Below are 20,956 nucleotides of genomic sequence, written 5' to 3' on the forward strand. Positions count from 1 at the left end.
AATCAGCAGTGGGTCTGGCTGGCATTGGATGCCCAGACTAGGGAAATTGTTGGTGTACATATTGGAGATCGTAGCGCAGTATCGGCTCAAGCTTTATGGGATTCAATACCACCAGTGTACCGTCAATGTGCAGTAATTTATACTGACCATTGGAGTGCTTATGATTCTGTATTGCCCAGCAAACGTCATCAAAGTGTAGATAAAGATAATGGTTTGACTAGCTATATCGAGCGCTTCAACTGTACTATTCGACAACGAGTTTCTCGACTGGTAAGAAAGAGCTTAGCCTTCTCTAAAAAATTAGACAATCATATTGCTGCAATGGGGGCGGTTTGTGCATCATTACAATGCTAATTTACAACTCTAAATGCCTACTTTTTTTTGAATTCAGTTTATTTTATCGATCCTTTCCTTTAGGGCGCTACCCCACCCCTGACTTGTGAAAGAGTTGAGTCTTCTCGATCAGGAGAAGTCAGCTTGCGGATTCGTTCTGCTGGAATCTGTAACGTTGGTTTGAGATAGTCCTCTACTAAGTTAATATCGCGCAGCCTTTAAGGCTTTTGTATAAGCGGTTGGGTTTGTAGTAGTCAATCCCAATTAATAGAGCATGAATGTTTGGTATTTGTTCGGTCGATATGCCATTTTACTTCCTTTGCTTAGTGTTTATTTTTAACTTGATATTACTTGCGACAAAAAAGTGAACCATTGACATTATCAATAAGTTTGCAATTTTTGAAATTGGATAATTCTGTGGATTTGTATTGTCCATTATCTTTGGCACAACTAGCTCTCAAAACACCATTTTCTACACGTATATCTTTACAACTTTTTCTATAAAGCTCTGGTGTTTGACACTCAAGTGAACCATGATCATTCGTAATATTTGCGCAATCATTAAATTTTAATAAATCTGTGGATTTATATTGTCCATCACGGGTTAAACAGGTAGCTTTTAGAATCCCATTCTCTACACTTATGTCTTGATAAGAGTCTTGATAACCCCCTGACGAAATCTGGTTAACCGATATTATTTGCCTGTAGGTGAGAAACCCTACTAACCAAATTAAAAGAGCTGCTCCGCCTCCAAATAAATAGTTTCTAACATTGCCAATTTTTGTAAATTGCGATTGGGAAGTTGTTACAGGTCGAGCATTATGTTGTTGCTTTTCCTGTTCTTCCTGCAAGATTCGATTGGCATCTGCCTCAGAAACTCCCTAAACATTTGCAAGTATTGCAAGCTGAAACTTTTCAATCTGAGTTAACTTAAGATCGGCCAGAAATTCTTGAACCCGTCCTCGATATGTTTGAAGAGCATCTGTTTTGCTGATGTCATTATTCGATCGCAGCTTTTCAGATAACGAAGTAGCACCAAAAGATGAAAGGTTAGGATTAGTTGAACTCTCCGTCAAACCTGTTTCCTTTTTAAGCAACACTGGAATGAGATGGTCTGATAGAGGTTCAACTTTTTCAAAATCAACAGGAATGAACTTTCGCGATCGCGTCGTTGCAGAAAAACTTGCCAGTTCAAATTGAATGGCGTTACAACCTAATGCAAACGCAACATCAATTGATTTACCATAACCCAAGCCATCGTAAAACCCCGTGGCAAATGCGATCGCCGCATCATCCCGTACAGCTTGTTTCATGCCAATAACAAAGTCAATATGCCGAACAATTGCCTTTGCCTGCACCTCTGCATAACAGGCGTTAAGCAGCACGCACTTGATGTGGGGAAACTGCTGGAACAGTCCAGAGAGTGCTTCAGCAGTCGCTGGCTTGGGTTTTCCATCTTGACCGACGAGCACTAATCCTGTCTGCCCTTCCCCATGCCCGGAAAAATGTACAATGTCGGGGTTTTCTTCCAGTAACGCTCGTCGCAGGTCTTGTGAATCGACTGCCCATTTCGAGACAAGCCCAAACCGATCGCACAGTTTCGATCGTTTCAAACCATCTTCTATTTTGCTAACCTCTTTATCCAAATCCAATCTGGGAGTTCCTGGAGGATTGGCAGAGAGAAACAGAATTTTCATAAGGGTAAGCGAGTATCGATAAAAAGTGAAACCATCAAGCGTTGCTGTCGCAGCATTTTCAAGCCACAAATTCCAGATATCGAGAAAGCGATCGCCACTCGAGCAACGCATCTTTCAAATTTGGTGAGGCGATCGGGATCGCTCAAGCGATTAATGAGAGGGTTTTCGAGTCAACAATTCCGTCTGCGGTTAAACTCTTTTTCTGCTGGAATTCTTTGACTGCCTTATCTGTCCCCAGTCCGAATACACCGTCAGTTGAAACAGCAAATCCTGCTTTTTTTAACGCTTCCTGAAGTTTGAGCACATCAGAACCTTCCATCATCGGTCGGCCAAAGCGTAAAATTCTGGGTTTTTCATCCCACGGTGCGATCTCAAAGCCCATCGCAGGCGATCGATTTAGGACATCTTCTGTTTGAGCTCCGTAATTACCATCTTCACCAATCGTTTCATTTGGATAGTTCTTGTTCCAGAGCTTTTGGATAGCTAACATGGCTGAACTACCGATCTCTTTAGTACCTTCACCTACATAATCAAAGTGAGGTTTGTCACCTTCCCCAAACCACTGCCAACCATATTTTTCTAGAAAAGGTTGCCAACCCTCGGGATCTTCGATATCTAACGCCAAACCACTTTGATGATTGCTTTGGCCTGGAGGAGCCACAACTGGATAACCACAGCCACTACCCCATCTGGAGAGCAGAAGTTGTTGGGCGATCGTTCGATAGGCTGAATTTACAAACAATTTGATGCCTCGCTCCTGAATTGCCTGCTGAAGTCCCTGTTTAGCAGGAGGTTGCAGGAAGGGAAAAGCTGCATCTTCAAGTTCCACATCCAGATCGTCAAAGCTAACCAGAGCATCCGGCAAGATGAGATTCATCTGGTGAATCAACTGCTGCGACAAGCCATTAACAACTGAGGTCGAGCAGCCCGGAGCATCCTGAAGCAAACCATTAAAACCAGCTCTGATGCTTTGCGATCGAGCTTCTCCTTCGTTGATTTCAAAGCAAGGTTCAAAGACATAATTTGGTGTTTTATTTGATGTATCTATGGTGGTATCGCTCATCGTATTCTCCAATTTTTAATCAAGTGAAATGAATCGTCCAACGATATAGTCTCGGGTTGCGCGGACTTCGTTTGAAAAGAAGCGATTTTAAGCTCCGAGTGAATTATCCGAAATCCGAGTTCCCAACCCCCTTGATTCTTTATAGTCTCGCGTTGCGCAGACTTCGTTTGAAAAGAAGCAATTTCAATCGCCCAGTGATAGAAAAGATAGCTTTTTTGATTTACAACCCCAATAATCGGCGGGATTCGGCTCCAACAATCCCATCGGCAGTCAGCCCTTTCTGCTGTGGGAACTGCTTTACGGCTCGGTCAGTTTCGTTGCCAAAGAATCCATCCGGTTCGATATTGATTCCTGCTTGCTTCAGAGCTTCTTGGAGGCGGCGAATATCCTCAGCTTGCATCCTTGGCTCAGCGAGTTTCAAAACTTGAACTGTCCCTTCCTCATAATTTAAGAAAGGTTGCCAAGCCTTGCCTAAAAACAGAGCTTGCTCCGCCAATCGCCTGCGTGTAAGTCCCAACCAGGCTTCACCGTTGACCTTATTCCATACAGGAAATCGATCGGCTGCTCCTGGATAATCTCCCTCGTTCAAAAGTTTCAAACAAATAGGGTGGAATTATTCGACGATCGCAGCTAGTTTGACCGAGAAATAGAGAAAGGTTTTTCCAGGTAATTTTGGGTTTTTAAGTAGTTCAGGAACTGAACCTACCAATCTTTTTTTGTGGCTCTCTGCTGAAAGCCCACGAAAAAAATCAATCTACTTTTTTTATAGTGCCAGATGATCGAGCTTGTCCTGTCTATCAAAAGATGTATTTATTAACAGGTTTAAATACTTACATATGGAATAAATATCGTACCAGCCAAAGCGAAAAAACTTGACGGCAAATGTTTTAGCTGAACAAAACAATAGCGTCTCGTTCGCCTAAATTTTATCGGAAAAATTTTACATAACTTTACAAAAACATCTGTGATTTAAGTTAAAAAACGTCAAAATTGAGCCTTGCTGTGCCATTCAAAAGCCGAAGGGCAAGCCACCGAGATGCAGGGCGTTCAATGGCTCAACCAGCAGGATGCTAAAGACGAGTGACACTAGCGCCCAGACAATCAAGAGATTCCGAATTAAAGCGGTATTGGCACGCCAGTAAGCTTGTTGTTTATCTTTATCCATTGGGGTGTTTGATGTTTTTCAACCTGTCTAACTCAACTCTATCTATAAAATGGCAGGAAAACACAAAACTAAGAGAACTGTTAAATTGATTGACCAAAAAAGCAATAAAAGCTGCAACAAACTCTTAAAAACTCTTTGGCTAAATGTATTGAGTTGGCTGTTGATATTTACCACCTGTTGACCCTCCCATAATTGCCAAATCCGATAAACCGTGTAGGTAATTCCAATAATTACCACTAAACTGGGAAACCAAATGCTACTTAAAAGTTGCTCAGTTACGATCTGAACGAGCAAAACTACTAAATAGAAACCCAAAATTTTTCGAGGTTCGGGATGGCGCAGCCAAACAAAGAAAGCAATGCTAGGTAATAGTAGTCCCACTACAATAGCCACCCAGATCCAAAATTGTATGAAGTTGGTTTGCCAGGTGTTATAGTCTATAACTGTCTTGACTGGAAATACACGATTCTCGATCAGCCAACCTATCAGCCAAATGAGCGGAGTGGCAAAGGTTACAAATGAAAACGTTGTTTTCCAGGTCAACGGTTTAGCGATCGATGAATTCATAATCTATAAGATTCTACATTGGGTAGAATTGCTAAAGTTGAAATTTTAAAAAAACCTTTTAACTAAATCGCAAGAATATTCAACTACTCCTTCTACATTAGAAAAATTTAGGAGTTCACCTACAAAATAGGTATTATTTATTCCTTGCAAACTTTCTAACTTGTCATAAAAATTATTTTTCATATCGGCAGGAGCTACATGGGGAAAATACTTCCATTGCGCAGAAGTATACTTTTCTTTTAATGTAGCTCCTATTTTCTTTAAATCTTCGATCGCTATTTTTTCAATATCTTGTTCTTCCTGCATCTCATCGGCAATCGCATAGAAAATATAGAGATTTATCTCTGGATATCTTTGATACCAGCACAGAATGTGACCCTGACGCTCGGGAGAAAAATTTGCAGGAAAATACCCTCTATCTTTTTTGGGCATATTCTCCACAACCCAAGCAAAAGTATAGTATTTGTTATATTTAATTTTGGAGAACAATTCCTGCTCATCAGGTGTAGCATCCAGAAAACCTAAAGAGTTGTCTAGAGGACACGCCAGAATAATTTTGTCAAACTCAAAAACTTTTTCTTGAGTCTGAACTTGTATTTTTTCATTTGTTTTTATATTTGTTATCTGTTGTTGATAACGAACATCAAATTGTTCTGCAAGTTTTTGCCAAACAGTAGCATACCCCTCGGAAATTATAGAATAATTTTGCCTGATAATTGCTAACAAAAAATCAAACCTTAAATATTTAAAATAATACGCTGTTGGCACTCGATCGAAATAGCCATATCCATAAGGAGCGCAAACTATATTTGAAAAATTTTCAAATATATCTAAATTATTTTGCATACAAAAGTATTTAAAAGGTTGATATAGTTCGCTAGAAATATTTTTAAATCCAGGACTAAAAATATTTCTATGCTTCAAATACAAATATGGTAGATATACAAACACTTGCCACAGAAATTTGATTTTTTCTGATTTATTCATAAGCTCTATTTCCTCTCCGTTGTTATTTAAAAAAATTCTACTCGTCTGGAGAGAGATCGTCTTTACTTCTAATTTTTTAATAATCTCGATAGTTCTTTTATAACTATGATTGATAGCTACTGCTCCCAGCTCGAAGTTACGATCTTGATAGTAAAAAGTATGACATTTCCCACCGGCACTTGCTTCTTTTTCTAGGACAGTAATATTTTTGTATCCTTTCTTTCTTAAAGCCCAAGCTGCACTAAGTCCTGCCGCACCGGCACCAATAACTCCAATTCTCGTGTTAGTGTTCAACATATTTGTCGCGTCCATTTTTTGTTTCAAAAAAGTATACATCTGGATTGTTAGTTGTGTTTTTTTACGCCAACTTATTGAAAAATTAGAGGGAGCATTTCAAATGTGTAAATTCATGATTTTGTAGTGCTAGCCGGATTCGCGTACCGTGAAAGGCATTTGATTAAATAAACCGATCGCACCAAGTACCCAACAGCCACCCGCGAGCGAACCGCAAGATACTAAGCATCAATCACCACCTTGGCGATCGGATTAGCGATACAGGTTAAAACAAATCCCCCCGAGCGATCGCTTTCAGGGAGTCCATCAGGCTCTTTTTCATAATTTACTTCTCCAGAAATAAGTTTCTGCTTGCAAGTTCCGCAAACTCCCATCCGGCAACCGCTCTTAAGCGAGATAGATTCTTGTTCTGCCAGTTCCAAAATTGATTCTTCCCCATCGCAAACTATCTCTTTCCCCGACTTGGCAAACACCACAGTTGCTTGCGAAGATGTCGGAGTTGGGGAAGGTTCTTTAGCAGAAACATCCTGTGAAGCCGATCGCTCTGTTTCTACCTTTGTAGAAGTTTCTCCCGATCCGGTAGCTTCTGGTTGCTGTTTCTCCTTATGCGACGAACCAAAACTTTCTTGATAGTAGTTCTGCATTGGGAACTCAAGCTTTTCTAACATAGTTTTAACCGCTTCCATGAAATTATCCGGTCCGCAGGCGTAAACTGTGCGCTCTCGAAAATCAGGCGCTGCGCTAGTCAGCATAAATTCATTAAATCGACCGCTGTAACCCAGCCAAGCTTCCCCCGCTCCTAACTGAGTAATAGTAATGGCTAACTTAAAATTAGGATATCTTGCCGCCATTAACTCCAACTCTTCTCGAAAAATGATATCGCCAGGAGTGCGAGCGCTATAAATAAAGCAAACATCCACATCAGATGCCGTATCGCAAATCCACCGAGACATTGACATCACCGGCGTAATCCCGCTACCCGCAGCAACGAGCAAGAATTTCCGAGAAGGATTGGCAAAACAGGTAAAATTTCCCATCGGGCCGCTCAGTTTTATTTCGCTGCCAATTTCAATGTTATCGTGCAACCAATTAGAAACCAAACCGTCAGGAATTCGCTTCACAGTAATTTCTAAAGTATGGGGGCGTGAAGGAGGGGAAGAAATGGAATAGGAACGCATCACTTGTTGTCCGTTTATTTGCAAATCGAGCGTGATAAACTGCCCCGGTTGGTAAGTGAAAAGTACGGGCGGTTCTGCTACAAAGCGAAAAGTTTTTACATCCTTTGTTTGAGCGATCGCTTGCACGCAGCTAACGCTCAAGTTCCCTTCCGTCCAACGATTGATAGATTTGGGATCGATCGCAGCCAGCGGCATATATTTGCTGGGAGAAACGGAGAGACTCCCAGCCAAAGCCGCCAGTATATTATCTGCTTCTTCTGGTGCAATCCGATACTTGCGTTTTAAGGCTCGAATTTGCTTGCTTTTCTTCTGGAACGCTTGCTCTACAGACATCCCGCTTTCTACTAACTCTAAAAGTAGTAAATTGAGGTCGTGACAATAATTAGAAATCCTTAACTGGTTTTCGCGATTTCGATTTCTCGGTCGATCGGGGTTTAGCAAATTTGGATTTTCAACTCCCAACTCTGTCAAAATTGTATAATGTTCTGACTCATCAATATCTAGTTTTTGACGCAAATCTTGCAGGATTTCCAAACTACTAGCAGCGTTCGTATTGCCAGCTTCTAAAGCTTCTTGCAAAACACCTTTATAGACTTGCAATTTTTCCTGCTGATTAGCATTAGGTAGAACTTTCGCTAACACGTAAATTTCATCGGATTTTAAATTATCTAACGATCGACCTTCGAGAAATTGGGAAAAATCTAGGCTCATCTTTTGCAGTTGGCGGCGTAATTTATCTGCAAGGCTTTCCCTCGTATACTTTTCGGCGCTGCGACCCCAAGTTCGGTAAAGCCACAGAGTGCTGGCGAGAATTATTAAGGCATTAAATGCTAGTTGTACGGGTGCGGGGAATCGGGTAATTTCCGGGCGACCTCCATAAATAAAGAAGATGTTGAAAGAGACAAACGTACATATTGAAAATACTTTGTGCAATACTTCCGATCGATCGATATCGGGATTTTTCTTTTTTAAATAAGCTCTGTAACCTTTTTCTAGTCGGCTGCAAATTGCGTAACTAACGACTACCCCAAAAGCCAGAGTAAGGGGAGCAGCAATAATTTTTGGGATGGGAATCGCGCGATCGCCGATGTAAAAACCTGGCTCAAAAAGGGAAGCTAACTGACTTGTTTCGTGGCTCCAAACTCCCGAATAGTAATAATCAAAATTGCCAGCGTACAAGAAGTAATAAATAAAGTAAGTTGTCACCAATCCTAAATAGCCGTATTGGATTAATTTCCGACCGGGTTGGGTAAAACTGTCCCAATAAGTACGTTCGGCATCAATATCCAAGCAGGGGGATATGCAATTGATACAAGCACTTTTTTCTTCACCTGTCGTTTCATCTACGGTGCGGCACATGGACTGGGTAATGCTTTTTGCTGGAGCTTTGTGGGCTTCGCTACCTAACAATCCTCTCGGCCCGGTAAAGATTATTTGAACTATATTAAAAGGGCAAACATAATGACACCAACTGCGACCGCCGTACAAGAAAACCATTGCGATCGCCAAAGCAATTGTGAGGAGGAGAAACTGAGCTAAAACAAGCCTTTCTGAATTGACAAAGAGAATTCTGGTATTTAATCCGACAAAGAAAAAACTAAATTGGAGATAGAGATGATTTTTGGTCAGCCAGCTATTTTCCTCGATATTAAGTTTTGGCTGCAAACCCAAGGCGCGGGGAATCTGCGACAGAAAATAAAGAGGACAAATCCGCCGCCAAGTTTCATGACCTAAAACTAAAACGATCGCAATCGCACTCGGTATTACCATACCCCAAAAAATCCTGTTTCCCATTGGGTATGATGCTTCTACATCAAGGCATTTTCCTTGCACTAGCACGCATTCATTAACATCTTGAAAAGGAGCGATCGGGTTATTTGGATCTGTGAAATCTGCGGAAATTGGGTCGTAAAATAAAGAGGCGATTAAGATTAACCAACCGATGACTAGCAGCCATCTGACGGAATGCATAGTTTGTTCTGAAACTTTACTCAGCATTTGTTTGACTCCTGCTAAATTATGGTACTAACAAGGATTTTTGATTCAAAATGTTTCGGCGATCGACATTTTCCAAAGGTTGGTTTTTCTCCGAGTATCGCAATGCTTACCGAAGCTTTTTAGGACAAAGTTTACTCAGCCACGATCGCCAAGTTAGATTTGCCTGCTACAGGTAAATGTTCTTTACTACAGTCAATCAGAGAGGAGATTGTATGATTAACAAGTGTCTCCATTGTCTCCCGACTAATTGACGGTTTAGAGAACACAAAATTCAAAGTCATTTTGTCATTAAAAGTTGTCGCAGCAGCAACAAAAACACCCCCAACCGCCGCCAATCCTGCAACAAAACTGATTTCCTTTAGTTGAAAATCCCCGTAAACACTGGGAATATTAACTCGACCAACATTGCTGAGAGCGACTGTTGAGGGTGCGCGATCGCAATTTTTGAGCGACAACTCAGTCAAATTTTTTAACATCAAAAACGGGACAAAAATATCCCTGGACTTTAATCCGCTTTCCAATTGTTTTCTCACATCCCGTGCTAAATCCCAAAATGACGATCGAGGTTTCAAAATATGAAATGATGTCACACCGCTAGCCAGCATACCCAGATTTTCGGGATGAATAACTGGTGACAAGCGTCTCCTTAAATCAATAAACGACTGACAGCTAACGCCCAGATCTCTTTCATTTCCGTTTGCGATATTTTTCTTGACTGCAAACATCATTGCCGCACATATAGCCGCTTGCACCGTTGTCTTTTCCTGCTGGCAACGATCGACAATTTGTTGAGTTAATGTTTCGTCGAATTGTCTTATAATCCACCCGCAATGACGGGATTCAACAGGTACAAACTTTTCAAACTCCAATGTTTCCGGGCGATACCAAAGCTCCTTGAACTTCAACCGCAACAAAAATAACATAATATTCAACTTCCCTCTCAACCCGTTAATCGAAGCAGGTATTAAATCGTAAAGCGATGGCAGCGGTTTCAAGCTATTTCCTAAGTTCAGCGGCTCGCCCGATGCAATTTTATGGCAATATGTCAAGATTTCTGATTGCAGTTGGATGCTGGATAAGCCATCTGTTATCGCATGGTGAATTGTGGCAATCAAATAACTAATTTTCGCATCTTTTTGAGGAGGAATGAATGCAAAACGCGCCAAATATTTAGTGCGATCGATTTCGGAATTTAACTCTTCTAAAACGACCTGGTTCCAATCGCGATCGGGCAGAACACGCAAAGGAATTTTTTCTGTTCCTTCAGTTTCAAAACGGAGACTATCTAATTCACCAACAATGCGAGAATTAAGACGGGGGTGGCGGGACTGAACCAAGTCGAGAGCTTTTCTCACAATTTCTTCAGTCAAGGGCCCGCTAATGCGGCTCATTATCACTACATTGTAAGACCCCGAATAGCGATTCATAATTTCCATCGCTTGTTCTACAGAGACAAGTTCTCTGTTTTCCAGACTATTCTCAGGTTTTGAAGGATTGTAAGTTGCCATTGTTAATTTTCCCTTTTTTGGTTGGCAAGGATTTGACAGGGCGATCGCACCGTCAGCTTGCGGCGTTTAATCTAAACTCAGTTCAATTGGGTGTAAGAGGATGTCATGGAAAGCAATAAGTCCGCCTTCTCTTACGAGAGATGAGTACAGTAAGAAATCGGATTTGACCGCTTCATAATAATGGTCTTATTGGGATAGCGTAACATTGGAAAAATAGACAGCGATGCTCCCTCCTGAATGATGCCAAGTAACTCAAAACCGTGTTGTTCGTAGAAGGAGATTGTTGCCGCATTTGAGGATTCGAGATAGGCGAGTTGGTGGCGGCGATCGCACTCCCTTAATGTATGCTGCATCAGGGCCGAACCATAGCCTTTGCCCTGTTGAGTTGGATCTACACCGAGTAATGCTAAATACCAATGCGGCTCATTTGGGTGATAATTTCCCATCTGTTCAAATACCGCAAATAGCTCTGCTCGATCGGCTTGGCTAATGGTTTGCTCAAAGAAGGCAATCAGTGGCTCTTCATCTATTCCAACTCCTGGCGGAAACCAAAGTGCTGCACCAGCTTGATTATCAACAGAGTAGGCCGTACCGCATTCAAAAGCTTTACCTGCAAATGTCCTGACTAAATTAGGGAAATAAGTCAGGTACTGATGGGAATTGGGATACATCCAACGCATAGCAGGGTCTGTGCTAAATGCAAGTACGAGTGCATCAACAATTCGATCGGCATCGTCTTTCGTTACATTCTTGATGGTTTTGGTGGTTTCGATCGTCTGGTTAGTCATAGATTTACTTCGTCAATGTGTATTGTGGTAAAACGTATCGAATTCAAGGTTTGTCTTGTGGAGGAAAAAAGTTGGGTTTCAAGCAAACATTCTCCATGTGTCGGTGAAACACTTCGGTAGCAGACGCAGAGATAGGCGGAACAATTCTGCCCCAATCAGCAGGAACCATCCGACCAGCTTTTGCTTCTCGTTCGATGTGTTGCATGAACTGAGATGAAGCTGTATGGTGATCGACAATTGACACGCCTTGCTGCGCGAAGGAATGAAGCACCGCCGTATTTAGTACCACCAAAGCCAGATCTTTCCACAAAGAAAGTTTAGAGCGAGTATCCAACCCCATTTTTTCGGCAACGATCGGCAATAAGTTGTAACGCTGCACATCTCCCAAGTTGCGGGCACCGATTTCCGTACACATATACCAGCCGCTGAAGGGTGCCGCTGGGTAAGACAAACCACCAATTTCTAAACGCCAGTCTGAAACGGCTGGTAAGGCGTGCCACTTCAACCCTAAATCGGCAAACCAAGGGTAGTCAGGATGGCTAAGTGGCACTTCCAAAATTGCCTGAGATGGAATCTCAAACCATTGAGGGGGCTGCTCTGGCATCTGAATAACCAAAGGTAATACATCAAATTGAGTTCCTTTACCTTGCCAACCAAAACGCTGGCAAATCTCGGTGAATTCGCAGTGTTCTGGATCGCCGACAACTGAGCCATCTGCCTGACGGTATCCAGCGTAGCGAATCAGTTGCGGGTTCCAAATACGGATGCCCTTTTTGCCCGGTTGTTGGGGGGCAAAAATACTAATGTGAGGGCGAATATTGCCATTATTCGTTGCTAACTCAATGTGTTCGACGAGGGCGGCAAAAACCTCTTCGGCTGTGGTCAGATGGCGCAAGTCACGGACATTTAGGGACTGCCAGAAGATTCTGCCAATGCAATTTGCGCTGTTTCGCCAAGCTACTTTGGCTCCGCAGGCAAGTTCTTCTGGAGTTTGCCAGTAGGTTCGCGATCGTCTATATTCCTGATAGATATCTGATAGTCGTGCTTCGACGTGTGATTCTGGTAGATATTGTTCTCGATAAAACAGTTGGAGGTAGTCGCTTGCTTCTAACAGCAAATTTGGCAAAGATTCTAAGTAACTGAGATCGTACATAGTGACTGATGCCTTCTTTAGAAACAGTTTTTCAAGGCAACTTGTGCGGCTGCTGCCACAGCTAGTTCGATGACTTGTGGCTCTGGCTCGCAGATTTCCGATCGAAAAAAGACAAGAATTGCGATCGCTCGATCGTTCGCGAGAATTGGTACTCCCAATCCAGTTTTGATCCCGAACGCCTTGGCAATGTAATGTCGTAAAAAGTAAGTTTCTGAGCCAGCAGAGGCATCTAACATCCATTCGGGCTGCTGTGATGACAAAACCCGCCCTGGTAAGCCAACACCAGGAGACAAGATAAAATCTTCGCTACACAACCGGAATTTCTCCAAGTCAGACACTCGATCGATGCTTCTTTTCGGGTTAACGTACCAAGCTGGGCTAAGCTCTAAAATCGTGCTCTCTTGTTTGGGCATCCAAGCTTCTGCATAATCCCAGTTGATGCTTTCGCAGATAGTACGAAGTGCGGCAGCAAGCACGGCATCAAGCTCTGTCATTTTACCGATCGATCGAGCCAGTGTTTGCAACAGTTTAATTTTTGTTTCTGCTTGTTTTGTGTCGAGCATAATCTTGAAAATTTTGAGAAATGTTGGACTTTGCGAGTGAATCAATGCGGTTGGATTGCCAATTGAAGACTAATGCCGTACAAGGCAGTGTTTAGCTGTCAATTCAAATCCTCGGCTCTACTTTCAAAATGGCATTGTTTTGGGCAAAGACAGCACTGGGTTCGGTGAGGAAGAATCCGCAGAGGCTGGCGCAGATCAGCGCTACTACGCCCATTGTCGAGAACAGTGTCCCAGTATTTGTGAAGTTATAAACCGTTAGATAAACTACACCGCCGACATTGCCGTAAGCTCCAACAGTACCCGCAATCTGACCTGTAATTTCCGGCTTAATTAGAGGTACTAAGCTGAAGGTGGCACCTGCCGCAGCTTGGACAAAGTAAGCACAAAATAGCGTCACTGCGATCGCAATTGGTAACGACCAATGACTGTTAATTGTACTCATTAATAAAAAGCCGACTCCAATACCCACCGTCAGCAGCGTCATCGTCCATTTGCGACTGCCGCACTTATCGGATATCAGTCCCCCACTCGGTCTAGAAACTAGGTTTAAAAAAGGATAGCTAATGGCGGCGATCGCGCCTGCCGCAACCCGATTTAGGGCAAAAGTTTGTTCAAAGAACATGGGCAGAATTGAGAATACGGCTAACTGAGCGCCAAAATTGGTCAGGTAGGTAAAACTCAGTAAAGCAACTTGACGAAACTGATAGCGTTGTGCGGATGGATAGGTTTTACTACTTTTGAGAAAATTCGAGTCGAGCGGATTCAAAGAACCCACAACTTCTCGATTTACCTCCCAGGATTTATAGGTTTGCAAGATGAATAATCCTGCCAGAAATCCCCAGCACAATAGCTCTTGCCAGCCTTGCAAAAAATGAATCTGCGGCTGTGCGAGAGGAAAGGTAAGCAAGCCCAATGACAGCAACATCCCCAAGTCCAGTGCAGTCATTGCCCAAAAACTGTTAGCGGAGGTGACGGGCATCCCCCCATCTCGTTGAGGTCGCTGATAGACTTTACCGGGCGGAGTATCTGCAACGCTTTTGAAGTAGACAAAACCATAGAGCGCACAGATGATTCCGGTCAACAGAATTGCCAATCTCCAGTTAACTGCACCACTTGATAAAAAAGTTGCGGCAACGGCTACAGCAGGTAATGTAAATTGAGCGGCAGCGGCTCCAAAGTTGCCCCAGCCTCCATAAATCCCTTGAGCAAAACCAATTTCTTGAGGGGGGAACCACTCGGCTACCATGCGAACTCCGACGACAAATCCCGCCCCCATAATCCCGGTAACTAAACTGCTCCAGACTAATTGGTTGAAGGTGGTGGCGGTGGCGGCGATCGAGCAGGGTACGAGTGCCAACACGAGCAATGCTGAGAAAACAAGTCTCGGACCGAAGCGATCGAGAAGTATGCCGATCGCAATTCGCGCGGGAATTGTCAAGGCTAGATTGCAAATTGCTAAAACTTTGAGTTGTTCGGTGGTTAACCTTAAATCCTGCTGAATTGTTGTGGCTAGCGGAGCCATGTTAAACCACACGACAAATGTGAGAAAGAATGCAAACCAGGTTAAGTGAAGAATGCGGTAGCGATCGCGAAATGACCATAATCTTTGAAGCATGATAAATCTCCTTGTCGGCGCTCAACCCGTTAGTAATAGAAAGTAATATTCTGACTGCATCTATCAGCCCAATTAGAGTGGAGTAGCTGTAGCTATCTAATTAAAACTATGAGTTGTTCAAGAGTTTAGGTAGACTGGCCTTGCCACTCTAAAAGTACGGAGCGACACTGAAGACAAGTTAAATCTTGAAGTAAGGTGCAAATGCCTTCCGATGTAGCGGGATAGGTAACGGCTAAAAAGTCAGGATTCACCGCTACTTTTGGGTCTATTTCTGCTACAAAACCGTAGAGTTGTTGGTTGGAGAACGCACTATTAATCGGCCAACCGCTAGAGTTGAGAGGAGTAAGGTGTGCGATCGCCTCCTCTGTCACGCCTAATTCTTTTTCCAAAATTTTCCGTGCTGCCATTTCTGACGTTTGCCCAGCATTCACCTGCCCGCCGGGAAAATCTAGTGTCGGTTTTCCCAATCCAGGGCGATAATTCAGCATGGGAAACAGTATTTTACCGTCATGAATTGTCAATATTACCACCGAATCTGTATGTTCGATCCGCCAATAATCATGAATTTGCTGGCGATCGTCTTGTATGTGTTCGCCGATTAATGCGAACCAAGGAGAACGTATTTCCACAAAGCGGTCTAGGGTTTTCCAATGCTGTTGGCGAGTTTCATCCATAATCCATAATATCGATCTGTACGATTGTCTGGTATTTACGGTAGAGGTTGTCCAGCTATTGATTTTTAACTCAAAACTCTAATTGAGTTGATGCCAAGAATGGTCAGTGATGAGTGTAGGAACGTTCAAACCTAGTTTTGACCATTCTCAGATATAACTGCTAAAGAAACTGCCCCTAAAGAACCCAATTCTGCCGCTATTTGCATCCCAAAATCGTCTGGAACTAGGGCTAAACAGAAGAGAGCGATCGCAATTTTCCAAAAACTAAAAAAGGCTAACTAGCTATTTTTTAGTTCGTCAAACTCACGTTAAAAGAGGCTCCACGCTATGAGAATAAGTGAGTACCCCAATTCCTCCCCACTGTCCCCAGCCTCGATCGTCATTTGGCTCGGTAAACGTAACGTTTTGGTAATGGGGCGAGATTTGCTTCCACAGCTTTTCGACTTCGCACGCAGATACTTGTGGGTGTAAGAGTATGTCATGGAAAGCAATAAGTCCGCCTTCTCTTACGAGAGATGAGTACAGTAAGAAATCGGATTTGACCCCTTCATACCTGTGATCGGCATCGATCGCGAGAAAGTCGATCGGGCGACCTTTTAACAATGCCTCAAGCTCGAGGCGTGTCTCTGGAAGATGGGAATCTTTTCTTAAAAAATGAAGTGATTGCTGTTCGCGTCCGTAGGTTCGATATACCTCCATTGTTTCTTCAGAAAAACCTCCTCCAAAGTCACCTCCCGGAAGATCGATGCTGACGATAAGAGCATCCGGTTGAGCGAGTTGGCACCAAAGCCAGAAACACCCTCCTTTGCAAGTGCCGACTTCTACAACAACCATTAGCTTCTGATTCTTGACCAGATCGATCAGGTTAGCGAGTTCGGAAAGCTTCTGGTAAGCTCCCTTAAAAATTGCGATCTCAGCAAGTTTTTTGGAGTCATATAATTTGGGATCGAGGTGAATGGGGAAATGCTCAGGAGCAAGTTGCCGTTCGGAGGTGAAAAGAGCATCGGTAGAAGTATTCATTGCGTTCACCTTTATCGAGGTTCAGGGACATTTAACAAGTTTGAGTTTGTCTCATTTTTCACAAAGGGTAGATGAGATATTGCAACTGTTTTTTCTGATTACAGACCTGTCTTTCTTTAATGTGGGACTCGTGCAGCTTTTCCTTGCAGCACAGCTAAATCTTCCTCATCTAGTTCTGTTGGTATCCCACTGCGAATCAGTTCGGCAAATTCTTCATTTGGCACCATAACCGTCAGGGTATACAAGCGATTTTTACCCGTGTTTTCGATTGCATGAATGCCAGTTGGAGGCACCAAAAGACTATCACCTTCCTGAATTGATATTGTCTTGCCATCGCAAGTTGCGCGCCCTTCTCCTTTGAGAATAAAAAACATTTCTGTCGCGTACATATGTCGGTTGGGAGGTGTTTTGCCGCCGACATCGAAAATTTCGACGCAGCAGGTAAATGAGACTTTATCTTTGAGCGGATCGAAGGCGATCGCTAACTTATTGCTGGAATCAGGACCGATCCGATAAGCTTGGTATTCTTGGGGAGATTTGGCAATGGGAATCATGCAGCGAGAGTCGGTGATTATCATTTTTGATTTCCTCCTATTTTGTGCTTGAATCGAGCTCGTTCGATTAGCTTGGAATTATCCCATGAGAACAGCTAGTTGCGATCGAGAAATAGAGAAGGGATTTTGCAGGTACTTTTTGACGAGTAATTGCTGTTGGGGAACTGAAACTTGAGTTAATGGGGATTCACTTTTTGAATCTTTTCGATCGCTTGTATTGTTCATGATGTTTCTCCTCGTGTGAGAGATTTGGCAATTTGGCAAGTCGATTGTCTTTAAGAATAAAACGTTCGAGTCGCCAAGTAAATATTGCCGCGATAAATTAATTTGCAAGTAAACCTCTTGGCTGGGGACTCAGTAGTTTGAGATTTCGGAGTTACTTGATAAGTTACGCCGGAAATCTTTTGCCCAAAGGTTGGCTCTGGCATTTCAACAGTTTCACCTTGGGGATTTACTTGATAAGTTACACCGCGATAGCACAAGGTGTAAGGCTTTTCTCGGGGAGCTGAATGATAGTTGGAAGCTTTGATAGTTTCGCGATCGTAGGTGGCGCCGCGGTAAATGAGTTTTGTGGGTGGGTTCATAAGTTTGACCTAATTCTTATTTGATAATTAAACAAATTTTAGAGGTCGATCTGCATCTATCTATGAGATGAGGTAAACTATTTCTTTCTCTATCTTTTGAGGTAATAATCTATTCTTTTGCATTCAATTTTTTAAATAAATTGTAATGTTTTCAGACAGAAACAAATTAACAGCAGATTTCAAGATGGTGAAGTATCTCAGAAACCTTGTTTCTGGGAGACATCACGTAAAAAATGCTGTAAATAAGCTTGTATTCGGGTGCGATCGCGCCAAGAAGCACGACTCATCATTGGTAAGATCGATCGCTTAACATCGTTACTTACTCACCATCACGAGTGCCTCTCGATTCTGTGCAATCTTGGGTAATTTGCTGCCAATAATAGATTGCATCACCTGCGGATTTAAACCAACCATCGAATCACCTAACTCAAATGTTTGATATCCTGCTGGAAAAATGAACAGGAAACTAACGGGTTCATTTCCGATTGCCTCTGACCAATGCGGCGAGCCAGCCGGAAGGAAAGAAATCATGCCCGGTTCCAAGACTTCTTCGTGAAGTTGACCTTTGCGATCGATGAGAACGGTTTTTGCTTTTCCAGCAATCAAAAGCTGTTCTTCCCAAGTGTCGTGCCAATGTGGCGAGCGAGCTGCACCTGGTTTGAGATCGACTAAAGCTGAATCAGTTTCAGCAATCGCCAAGTCTTTCTTTTTACAATAAGAAATAACTCCCCCACTGTAATTGTGGACATCAACTTGTCTGGGTTTACAAGCAAAATTGAGCGGTTCAGTTGAGCCAGCAGCAGCTAAAATTATTGGTTGTTTTGGGGTTGAGTCAGAATTGTTTGATAAGGCATCGGGATTGTTCAAACGATCGCGTTGAGCGAGTTCAACCTGGGCGCGGTTGATTGCATTTAACTTTTCAGGATGGCTGAGACTTTGAGCGATCGATGCGCTGGAACGACCTAACACAAACAGTGCTATGCCAATTACAATAAAGCAGGCATAGGGTATTAGTTTTTTGAGTCCCATAATTCCTCCAACAAAGTAGTACAGTCACAGCTTTTCAAGCTGGCCGACAAATCTAGCGTTCAGCTAGAAAACATCATTTTGCAACCAATTAACAGCAAGATGGTGGCAAACATTTTCTTCAGCAAAACATCCGGTACGCCAAGAGCTAACTTGGCTCCTAACACACTTCCCAAACAGAATCCCACACACAAAATAATTGCCACCTTCAAGTTTACATATCCTTGTTGGTAGTAAGTCCAAGCTCCCATCAAACCAATTGGTGGAACTAGCAATGCTAATGTTGTCCCTTGAGCGATATGCTGGGAAAAACCCAATAAGTAAATCAGCCCTGGTGTAATCAACGAACCTCCACCAATACCGAGCAACCCACTTAAAGTTCCGGTAATCCAGCCTAAGAACAAACAAAGTAAAGCTTGTATTAACATGATAGTTTCTCTCTCTGCTTTTGATTCAGGATTTTTTTGCCAACAATTACAACTCGATCGTCTTTGCAGCGATCCAAAATTAATCCACCCCCAGCTTGTTCGCCCCGGATCTCAGTTTCGCGTCCCATTTGTTGAAACACTTCCACAACTCTTGTTGGCAGAAGCGCTTTCTCATCTTCAGGAATTCGTTTACCTAAAAAACCAAAGTTACCGCACATGATTTGCCCTATGTAAGTTGGATGTAAGTTGGAATTGCCGTCAATCGATTTTGGATGGTTCGTAGTGTGGACTTTAATCCGCCGATCGGGTTCTAAAAATCCTGCAAAAGTTAACATGGTTCGTAGTGTGGACTTTAGTCCGCTCCCAGATTGCGGACTAAAGTCCACACTACGAACACGATATGAAGCCTACGTTCATCGTGTTTCTCCTTATGTGAGAGATTGTGTTAGTTTGCTGGTCAATTTTCTTTCAGACAAAACCGTTTGATTCACGCAGTAAGTCTGACCGCGATAAATCAATGGGCGAGTCAATCTTTGAACGGGAACTTCAGCAGTTTCACCTTGGGGATTTACTTGATAAGTGACACCGCGATAGCACAAGGTGTAAGGCGTTTCTCGGGGAACTGAATGATAGTTGGCATCTTTCAGAGTTTCGCGATCGTAGGAGGCGCCGCGATAAGTGAGTTGGCTTTGTGGTTTCATAAATTTGACCTCATTCTTTTTTCATCGAAGTTTAATCCTCAATCACCCATTGGCAGTAACGTTGGGAATTTTCATCAGTTAACCAGCGAGCAACTAAACGATGTTTGCGATTCTTGGCAACCGATACTGCTACTGGGTCTACTAGCGATCGAGCCTCACCTGTTACAATCTTTGCGTTTGTTAGTAAGGTAACAGGCATTTTTTGAGTTCTTCTCAAGCTATGTTCGGGAGAAGCAAGTATTCTCCCAGCCCCAGCTTTGCGGTATTGTGGCGAGTTGTTAAAGTAACTAACGATTTGGTCGGCCATTTTGTGTTTCTCCTTTGCTGTTTTTGTGAATGCGCGATCGAGCGATGTTTGCTGCTGTTCGTATTGCATTCATTTGCATTCATTAAGGGGAGATTAGCTGCGATCGAGACTTGGCAAGGAAAGCGATCTGTCTTGAGGTAAATAGCTTTCAGTGCGAATCACTTGAAGGTTCCTCAAGTTCGTATTTCTCTCCCTACATCCACCAACATATCCGACTGCTACGCTTGATTTCTGGCGTTTTATTTGATACTTGATTCTCTGAGCGAGCCACTGGCATTGTCTTGACGTTTAAGACATTTTCCCAAAAAATACCAGAAGTCGTTTCTGCACTTGCTGCAACAGGTTTCAGTTGTTTTTCAACAAGCCTAAATGAGTTGGATCTGTTTCCGGCGGGGGTTTTCAGCCTAATTGAAGTAGTCATTTTACACCTCATTGGTTGAAAGTTTATGATTCGCTTGAACTTTTTTTATTAAAGATTATTCAGAGAACGATCGACCTCTATCTATGAGAATAGTTCACAACTATTTCATTAGACTTATGCGAATTATTCTTGGATAAAATACATTAATTCTCCCTTATTTCATGCCAATATTATGCCAATAATATTGGCATTTTTTTGAATTTCAACAGCTTTGATAGCTCAACCTGTCGATTCATAAGATAAGCTGCGATCCTGCTATTTCATGAGATAAACCTCCTTTTTTAAGCTAATATAAAAATCGACAAATCTCTCATTGGAACTGAGTTTATTTC

General features: G+C 42.7%; 24 protein-coding genes and 1 pseudogene. 1 reads left to right on the forward strand and 24 read right to left on the reverse strand.

Annotation, left to right across the window (positions count from 1 at the left end):
• Positions 1-367, forward strand: a pseudogene (locus QT974_RS05570) (IS1 family transposase); the annotation flags it as partial.
• 313 nt (positions 368-680) lie between these two features.
• Here the strand turns inward: QT974_RS05570 and QT974_RS05575 are convergent.
• From QT974_RS05575 to QT974_RS05690, 24 genes are all read right to left on the reverse strand, one after another.
• Positions 681-1,184, reverse strand: a complete 504-nt coding sequence (locus QT974_RS05575; RefSeq protein ID WP_333467530.1) for a CVNH domain-containing protein — start codon at positions 1,182-1,184, stop codon at positions 681-683.
• A 30-nt stretch (positions 1,185-1,214) separates the two neighbouring features.
• Positions 1,215-2,141, reverse strand: a complete 927-nt coding sequence (locus QT974_RS05580) for a CHAT domain-containing protein (RefSeq protein ID WP_333467531.1) — start codon at positions 2,139-2,141, stop codon at positions 1,215-1,217.
• 31 nt (positions 2,142-2,172) lie between these two features.
• The gene (locus QT974_RS05585; RefSeq protein ID WP_333467532.1) at positions 2,173-3,093 is read right to left on the reverse strand and encodes a peptidoglycan-binding protein; all 921 of its coding nucleotides are present in this window, start codon (positions 3,091-3,093) and stop codon (positions 2,173-2,175) included.
• A 220-nt stretch (positions 3,094-3,313) separates the two neighbouring features.
• Positions 3,314-3,682, reverse strand: coding sequence for a peptidoglycan-binding protein (locus tag QT974_RS05590; RefSeq protein WP_333467533.1), 369 nt, complete (start codon positions 3,680-3,682; stop codon positions 3,314-3,316).
• Positions 3,683-4,102: 420 nt separating this feature from the next.
• The gene (locus QT974_RS05595) at positions 4,103-4,258 is read right to left on the reverse strand and encodes a sodium/substrate symporter small subunit (protein WP_333467534.1); all 156 of its coding nucleotides are present in this window, start codon (positions 4,256-4,258) and stop codon (positions 4,103-4,105) included.
• Positions 4,259-4,300: 42 nt separating this feature from the next.
• Positions 4,301-4,825, reverse strand: coding sequence for a hypothetical protein (locus tag QT974_RS05600; RefSeq protein WP_333467535.1), 525 nt, complete (start codon positions 4,823-4,825; stop codon positions 4,301-4,303).
• A gap of 45 nt (positions 4,826-4,870) precedes the next feature.
• Positions 4,871-6,109 (reverse strand): FAD-dependent oxidoreductase, encoded by a 1,239-nt coding sequence (locus QT974_RS05605; protein WP_333467536.1) that lies wholly within the window; start codon positions 6,107-6,109, stop codon positions 4,871-4,873.
• A 218-nt stretch (positions 6,110-6,327) separates the two neighbouring features.
• Entirely contained in the window at positions 6,328-9,282 is a 2,955-nt protein-coding gene (locus QT974_RS05610; RefSeq protein WP_333467537.1) for an FAD-binding oxidoreductase, read from the reverse strand.
• 131 nt (positions 9,283-9,413) lie between these two features.
• Positions 9,414-10,790 (reverse strand): phthiocerol/phthiodiolone dimycocerosyl transferase family protein, encoded by a 1,377-nt coding sequence (locus tag QT974_RS05615; protein WP_333467538.1) that lies wholly within the window; start codon positions 10,788-10,790, stop codon positions 9,414-9,416.
• A 131-nt stretch (positions 10,791-10,921) separates the two neighbouring features.
• A complete protein-coding gene (locus QT974_RS05620) occupies positions 10,922-11,578 on the reverse strand; it encodes a GNAT family N-acetyltransferase (RefSeq protein ID WP_333467539.1) in 657 nt (218 codons plus the stop codon).
• A gap of 43 nt (positions 11,579-11,621) precedes the next feature.
• A complete protein-coding gene (locus QT974_RS05625; protein ID WP_333467540.1) occupies positions 11,622-12,731 on the reverse strand; it encodes a nitric oxide synthase oxygenase in 1,110 nt (369 codons plus the stop codon).
• Positions 12,732-12,748: 17 nt separating this feature from the next.
• Positions 12,749-13,294 (reverse strand): GAF domain-containing protein, encoded by a 546-nt coding sequence (locus QT974_RS05630; protein ID WP_333467541.1) that lies wholly within the window; start codon positions 13,292-13,294, stop codon positions 12,749-12,751.
• 103 nt (positions 13,295-13,397) lie between these two features.
• On the reverse strand, positions 13,398-14,909 hold the full coding sequence (locus tag QT974_RS05635; RefSeq protein WP_333467542.1) for a NarK family nitrate/nitrite MFS transporter: 1,512 nt from the start codon (positions 14,907-14,909) through the stop codon (positions 13,398-13,400).
• Positions 14,910-15,034: 125 nt separating this feature from the next.
• Positions 15,035-15,583 (reverse strand): NUDIX domain-containing protein, encoded by a 549-nt coding sequence (locus QT974_RS05640; RefSeq protein WP_333467543.1) that lies wholly within the window; start codon positions 15,581-15,583, stop codon positions 15,035-15,037.
• 303 nt (positions 15,584-15,886) lie between these two features.
• On the reverse strand, positions 15,887-16,603 hold the full coding sequence (locus tag QT974_RS05645) for a class I SAM-dependent methyltransferase (RefSeq protein ID WP_333467544.1): 717 nt from the start codon (positions 16,601-16,603) through the stop codon (positions 15,887-15,889).
• 116 nt (positions 16,604-16,719) lie between these two features.
• Positions 16,720-17,157, reverse strand: a complete 438-nt coding sequence (locus QT974_RS05650; RefSeq protein ID WP_333467564.1) for a cupin domain-containing protein — start codon at positions 17,155-17,157, stop codon at positions 16,720-16,722.
• Between the two features lie 78 nt (positions 17,158-17,235).
• A complete protein-coding gene (locus QT974_RS05655; RefSeq protein ID WP_333467545.1) occupies positions 17,236-17,382 on the reverse strand; it encodes a hypothetical protein in 147 nt (48 codons plus the stop codon).
• A gap of 50 nt (positions 17,383-17,432) precedes the next feature.
• Positions 17,433-17,741 carry a DUF4278 domain-containing protein gene (locus QT974_RS05660; RefSeq protein ID WP_333467546.1) on the reverse strand — a complete coding sequence of 103 codons (309 nt, stop codon included), beginning with the start codon at positions 17,739-17,741 and terminating at the stop codon, positions 17,433-17,435.
• Positions 17,742-18,056: 315 nt separating this feature from the next.
• On the reverse strand, positions 18,057-18,770 hold the full coding sequence (locus tag QT974_RS05665; RefSeq protein ID WP_333467547.1) for a cupin domain-containing protein: 714 nt from the start codon (positions 18,768-18,770) through the stop codon (positions 18,057-18,059).
• Positions 18,771-18,829: 59 nt separating this feature from the next.
• On the reverse strand, positions 18,830-19,195 hold the full coding sequence (locus tag QT974_RS05670) for a sulfite exporter TauE/SafE family protein (protein WP_333467548.1): 366 nt from the start codon (positions 19,193-19,195) through the stop codon (positions 18,830-18,832).
• The gene (locus QT974_RS05675; RefSeq protein WP_333467549.1) at positions 19,189-19,530 is read right to left on the reverse strand and encodes a hypothetical protein; all 342 of its coding nucleotides are present in this window, start codon (positions 19,528-19,530) and stop codon (positions 19,189-19,191) included. The genes QT974_RS05670 and QT974_RS05675 overlap by 7 nt, the downstream gene beginning before the upstream one ends.
• Before the next feature lie 93 nt (positions 19,531-19,623).
• Positions 19,624-19,896 carry a DUF4278 domain-containing protein gene (locus tag QT974_RS05680; RefSeq protein WP_333467550.1) on the reverse strand — a complete coding sequence of 91 codons (273 nt, stop codon included), beginning with the start codon at positions 19,894-19,896 and terminating at the stop codon, positions 19,624-19,626.
• 31 nt (positions 19,897-19,927) lie between these two features.
• On the reverse strand, positions 19,928-20,272 hold the full coding sequence (locus QT974_RS05685) for a hypothetical protein (protein ID WP_333467551.1): 345 nt from the start codon (positions 20,270-20,272) through the stop codon (positions 19,928-19,930).
• Positions 20,273-20,396: 124 nt separating this feature from the next.
• Positions 20,397-20,624 (reverse strand): hypothetical protein, encoded by a 228-nt coding sequence (locus QT974_RS05690; RefSeq protein ID WP_333467552.1) that lies wholly within the window; start codon positions 20,622-20,624, stop codon positions 20,397-20,399.
• Positions 20,625-20,956: the final 332 nt, after the last annotated feature.

The sequence above is a fragment of the Microcoleus sp. BM001215392 genome, from assembly GCF_036700185.1.
In the GTDB taxonomy this organism is placed as follows: Bacteria; Cyanobacteriota; Cyanobacteriia; order Cyanobacteriales; family Microcoleaceae; genus Microcoleus.

Excerpts from the sequence above, each read along its gene's own strand:
- QT974_RS05605 (WP_333467536.1), bottom strand. The coding sequence starts at position 6,109 with ATGTTGAACACTAACACGAGAATTGGAGTTATTGGTGCCGGTGCGGCA.
- QT974_RS05625 (WP_333467540.1), bottom strand. The coding sequence starts at position 12,731 with ATGTACGATCTCAGTTACTTAGAATCTTTGCCAAATTTGCTGTTAGAA.
- QT974_RS05610 (WP_333467537.1), bottom strand. The coding sequence starts at position 9,282 with ATGCTGAGTAAAGTTTCAGAACAAACTATGCATTCCGTCAGATGGCTG.
- QT974_RS05685 (WP_333467551.1), bottom strand. The coding sequence starts at position 20,272 with ATGCAATACGAACAGCAGCAAACATCGCTCGATCGCGCATTCACAAAA.
- QT974_RS05620 (WP_333467539.1), bottom strand. The coding sequence starts at position 11,578 with ATGACTAACCAGACGATCGAAACCACCAAAACCATCAAGAATGTAACG.
- QT974_RS05650 (WP_333467564.1), bottom strand. The coding sequence starts at position 17,157 with ATGATTCCCATTGCCAAATCTCCCCAAGAATACCAAGCTTATCGGATC.
- QT974_RS05630 (WP_333467541.1), bottom strand. The coding sequence starts at position 13,294 with ATGCTCGACACAAAACAAGCAGAAACAAAAATTAAACTGTTGCAAACA.
- QT974_RS05635 (WP_333467542.1), bottom strand. The coding sequence starts at position 14,909 with ATGCTTCAAAGATTATGGTCATTTCGCGATCGCTACCGCATTCTTCAC.
- QT974_RS05595 (WP_333467534.1), bottom strand. The coding sequence starts at position 4,258 with ATGGATAAAGATAAACAACAAGCTTACTGGCGTGCCAATACCGCTTTA.
- QT974_RS05580 (WP_333467531.1), bottom strand. The coding sequence starts at position 2,141 with ATGCGTTGCTCGAGTGGCGATCGCTTTCTCGATATCTGGAATTTGTGG.
- QT974_RS05645 (WP_333467544.1), bottom strand. The coding sequence starts at position 16,603 with ATGAATACTTCTACCGATGCTCTTTTCACCTCCGAACGGCAACTTGCT.
- QT974_RS05655 (WP_333467545.1), bottom strand. The coding sequence starts at position 17,382 with ATGAACAATACAAGCGATCGAAAAGATTCAAAAAGTGAATCCCCATTA.
- QT974_RS05665 (WP_333467547.1), bottom strand. The coding sequence starts at position 18,770 with ATGGGACTCAAAAAACTAATACCCTATGCCTGCTTTATTGTAATTGGC.
- QT974_RS05660 (WP_333467546.1), bottom strand. The coding sequence starts at position 17,741 with ATGAACCCACCCACAAAACTCATTTACCGCGGCGCCACCTACGATCGC.
- QT974_RS05640 (WP_333467543.1), bottom strand. The coding sequence starts at position 15,583 with ATGGATGAAACTCGCCAACAGCATTGGAAAACCCTAGACCGCTTTGTG.
- QT974_RS05680 (WP_333467550.1), bottom strand. The coding sequence starts at position 19,896 with ATGAAACCACAAAGCCAACTCACTTATCGCGGCGCCTCCTACGATCGC.
- QT974_RS05690 (WP_333467552.1), bottom strand. The coding sequence starts at position 20,624 with ATGACTACTTCAATTAGGCTGAAAACCCCCGCCGGAAACAGATCCAAC.
- QT974_RS05600 (WP_333467535.1), bottom strand. The coding sequence starts at position 4,825 with ATGAATTCATCGATCGCTAAACCGTTGACCTGGAAAACAACGTTTTCA.
- QT974_RS05615 (WP_333467538.1), bottom strand. The coding sequence starts at position 10,790 with ATGGCAACTTACAATCCTTCAAAACCTGAGAATAGTCTGGAAAACAGA.
- QT974_RS05670 (WP_333467548.1), bottom strand. The coding sequence starts at position 19,195 with ATGTTAATACAAGCTTTACTTTGTTTGTTCTTAGGCTGGATTACCGGA.
- QT974_RS05675 (WP_333467549.1), bottom strand. The coding sequence starts at position 19,530 with ATGTTAACTTTTGCAGGATTTTTAGAACCCGATCGGCGGATTAAAGTC.
- QT974_RS05585 (WP_333467532.1), bottom strand. The coding sequence starts at position 3,093 with ATGAGCGATACCACCATAGATACATCAAATAAAACACCAAATTATGTC.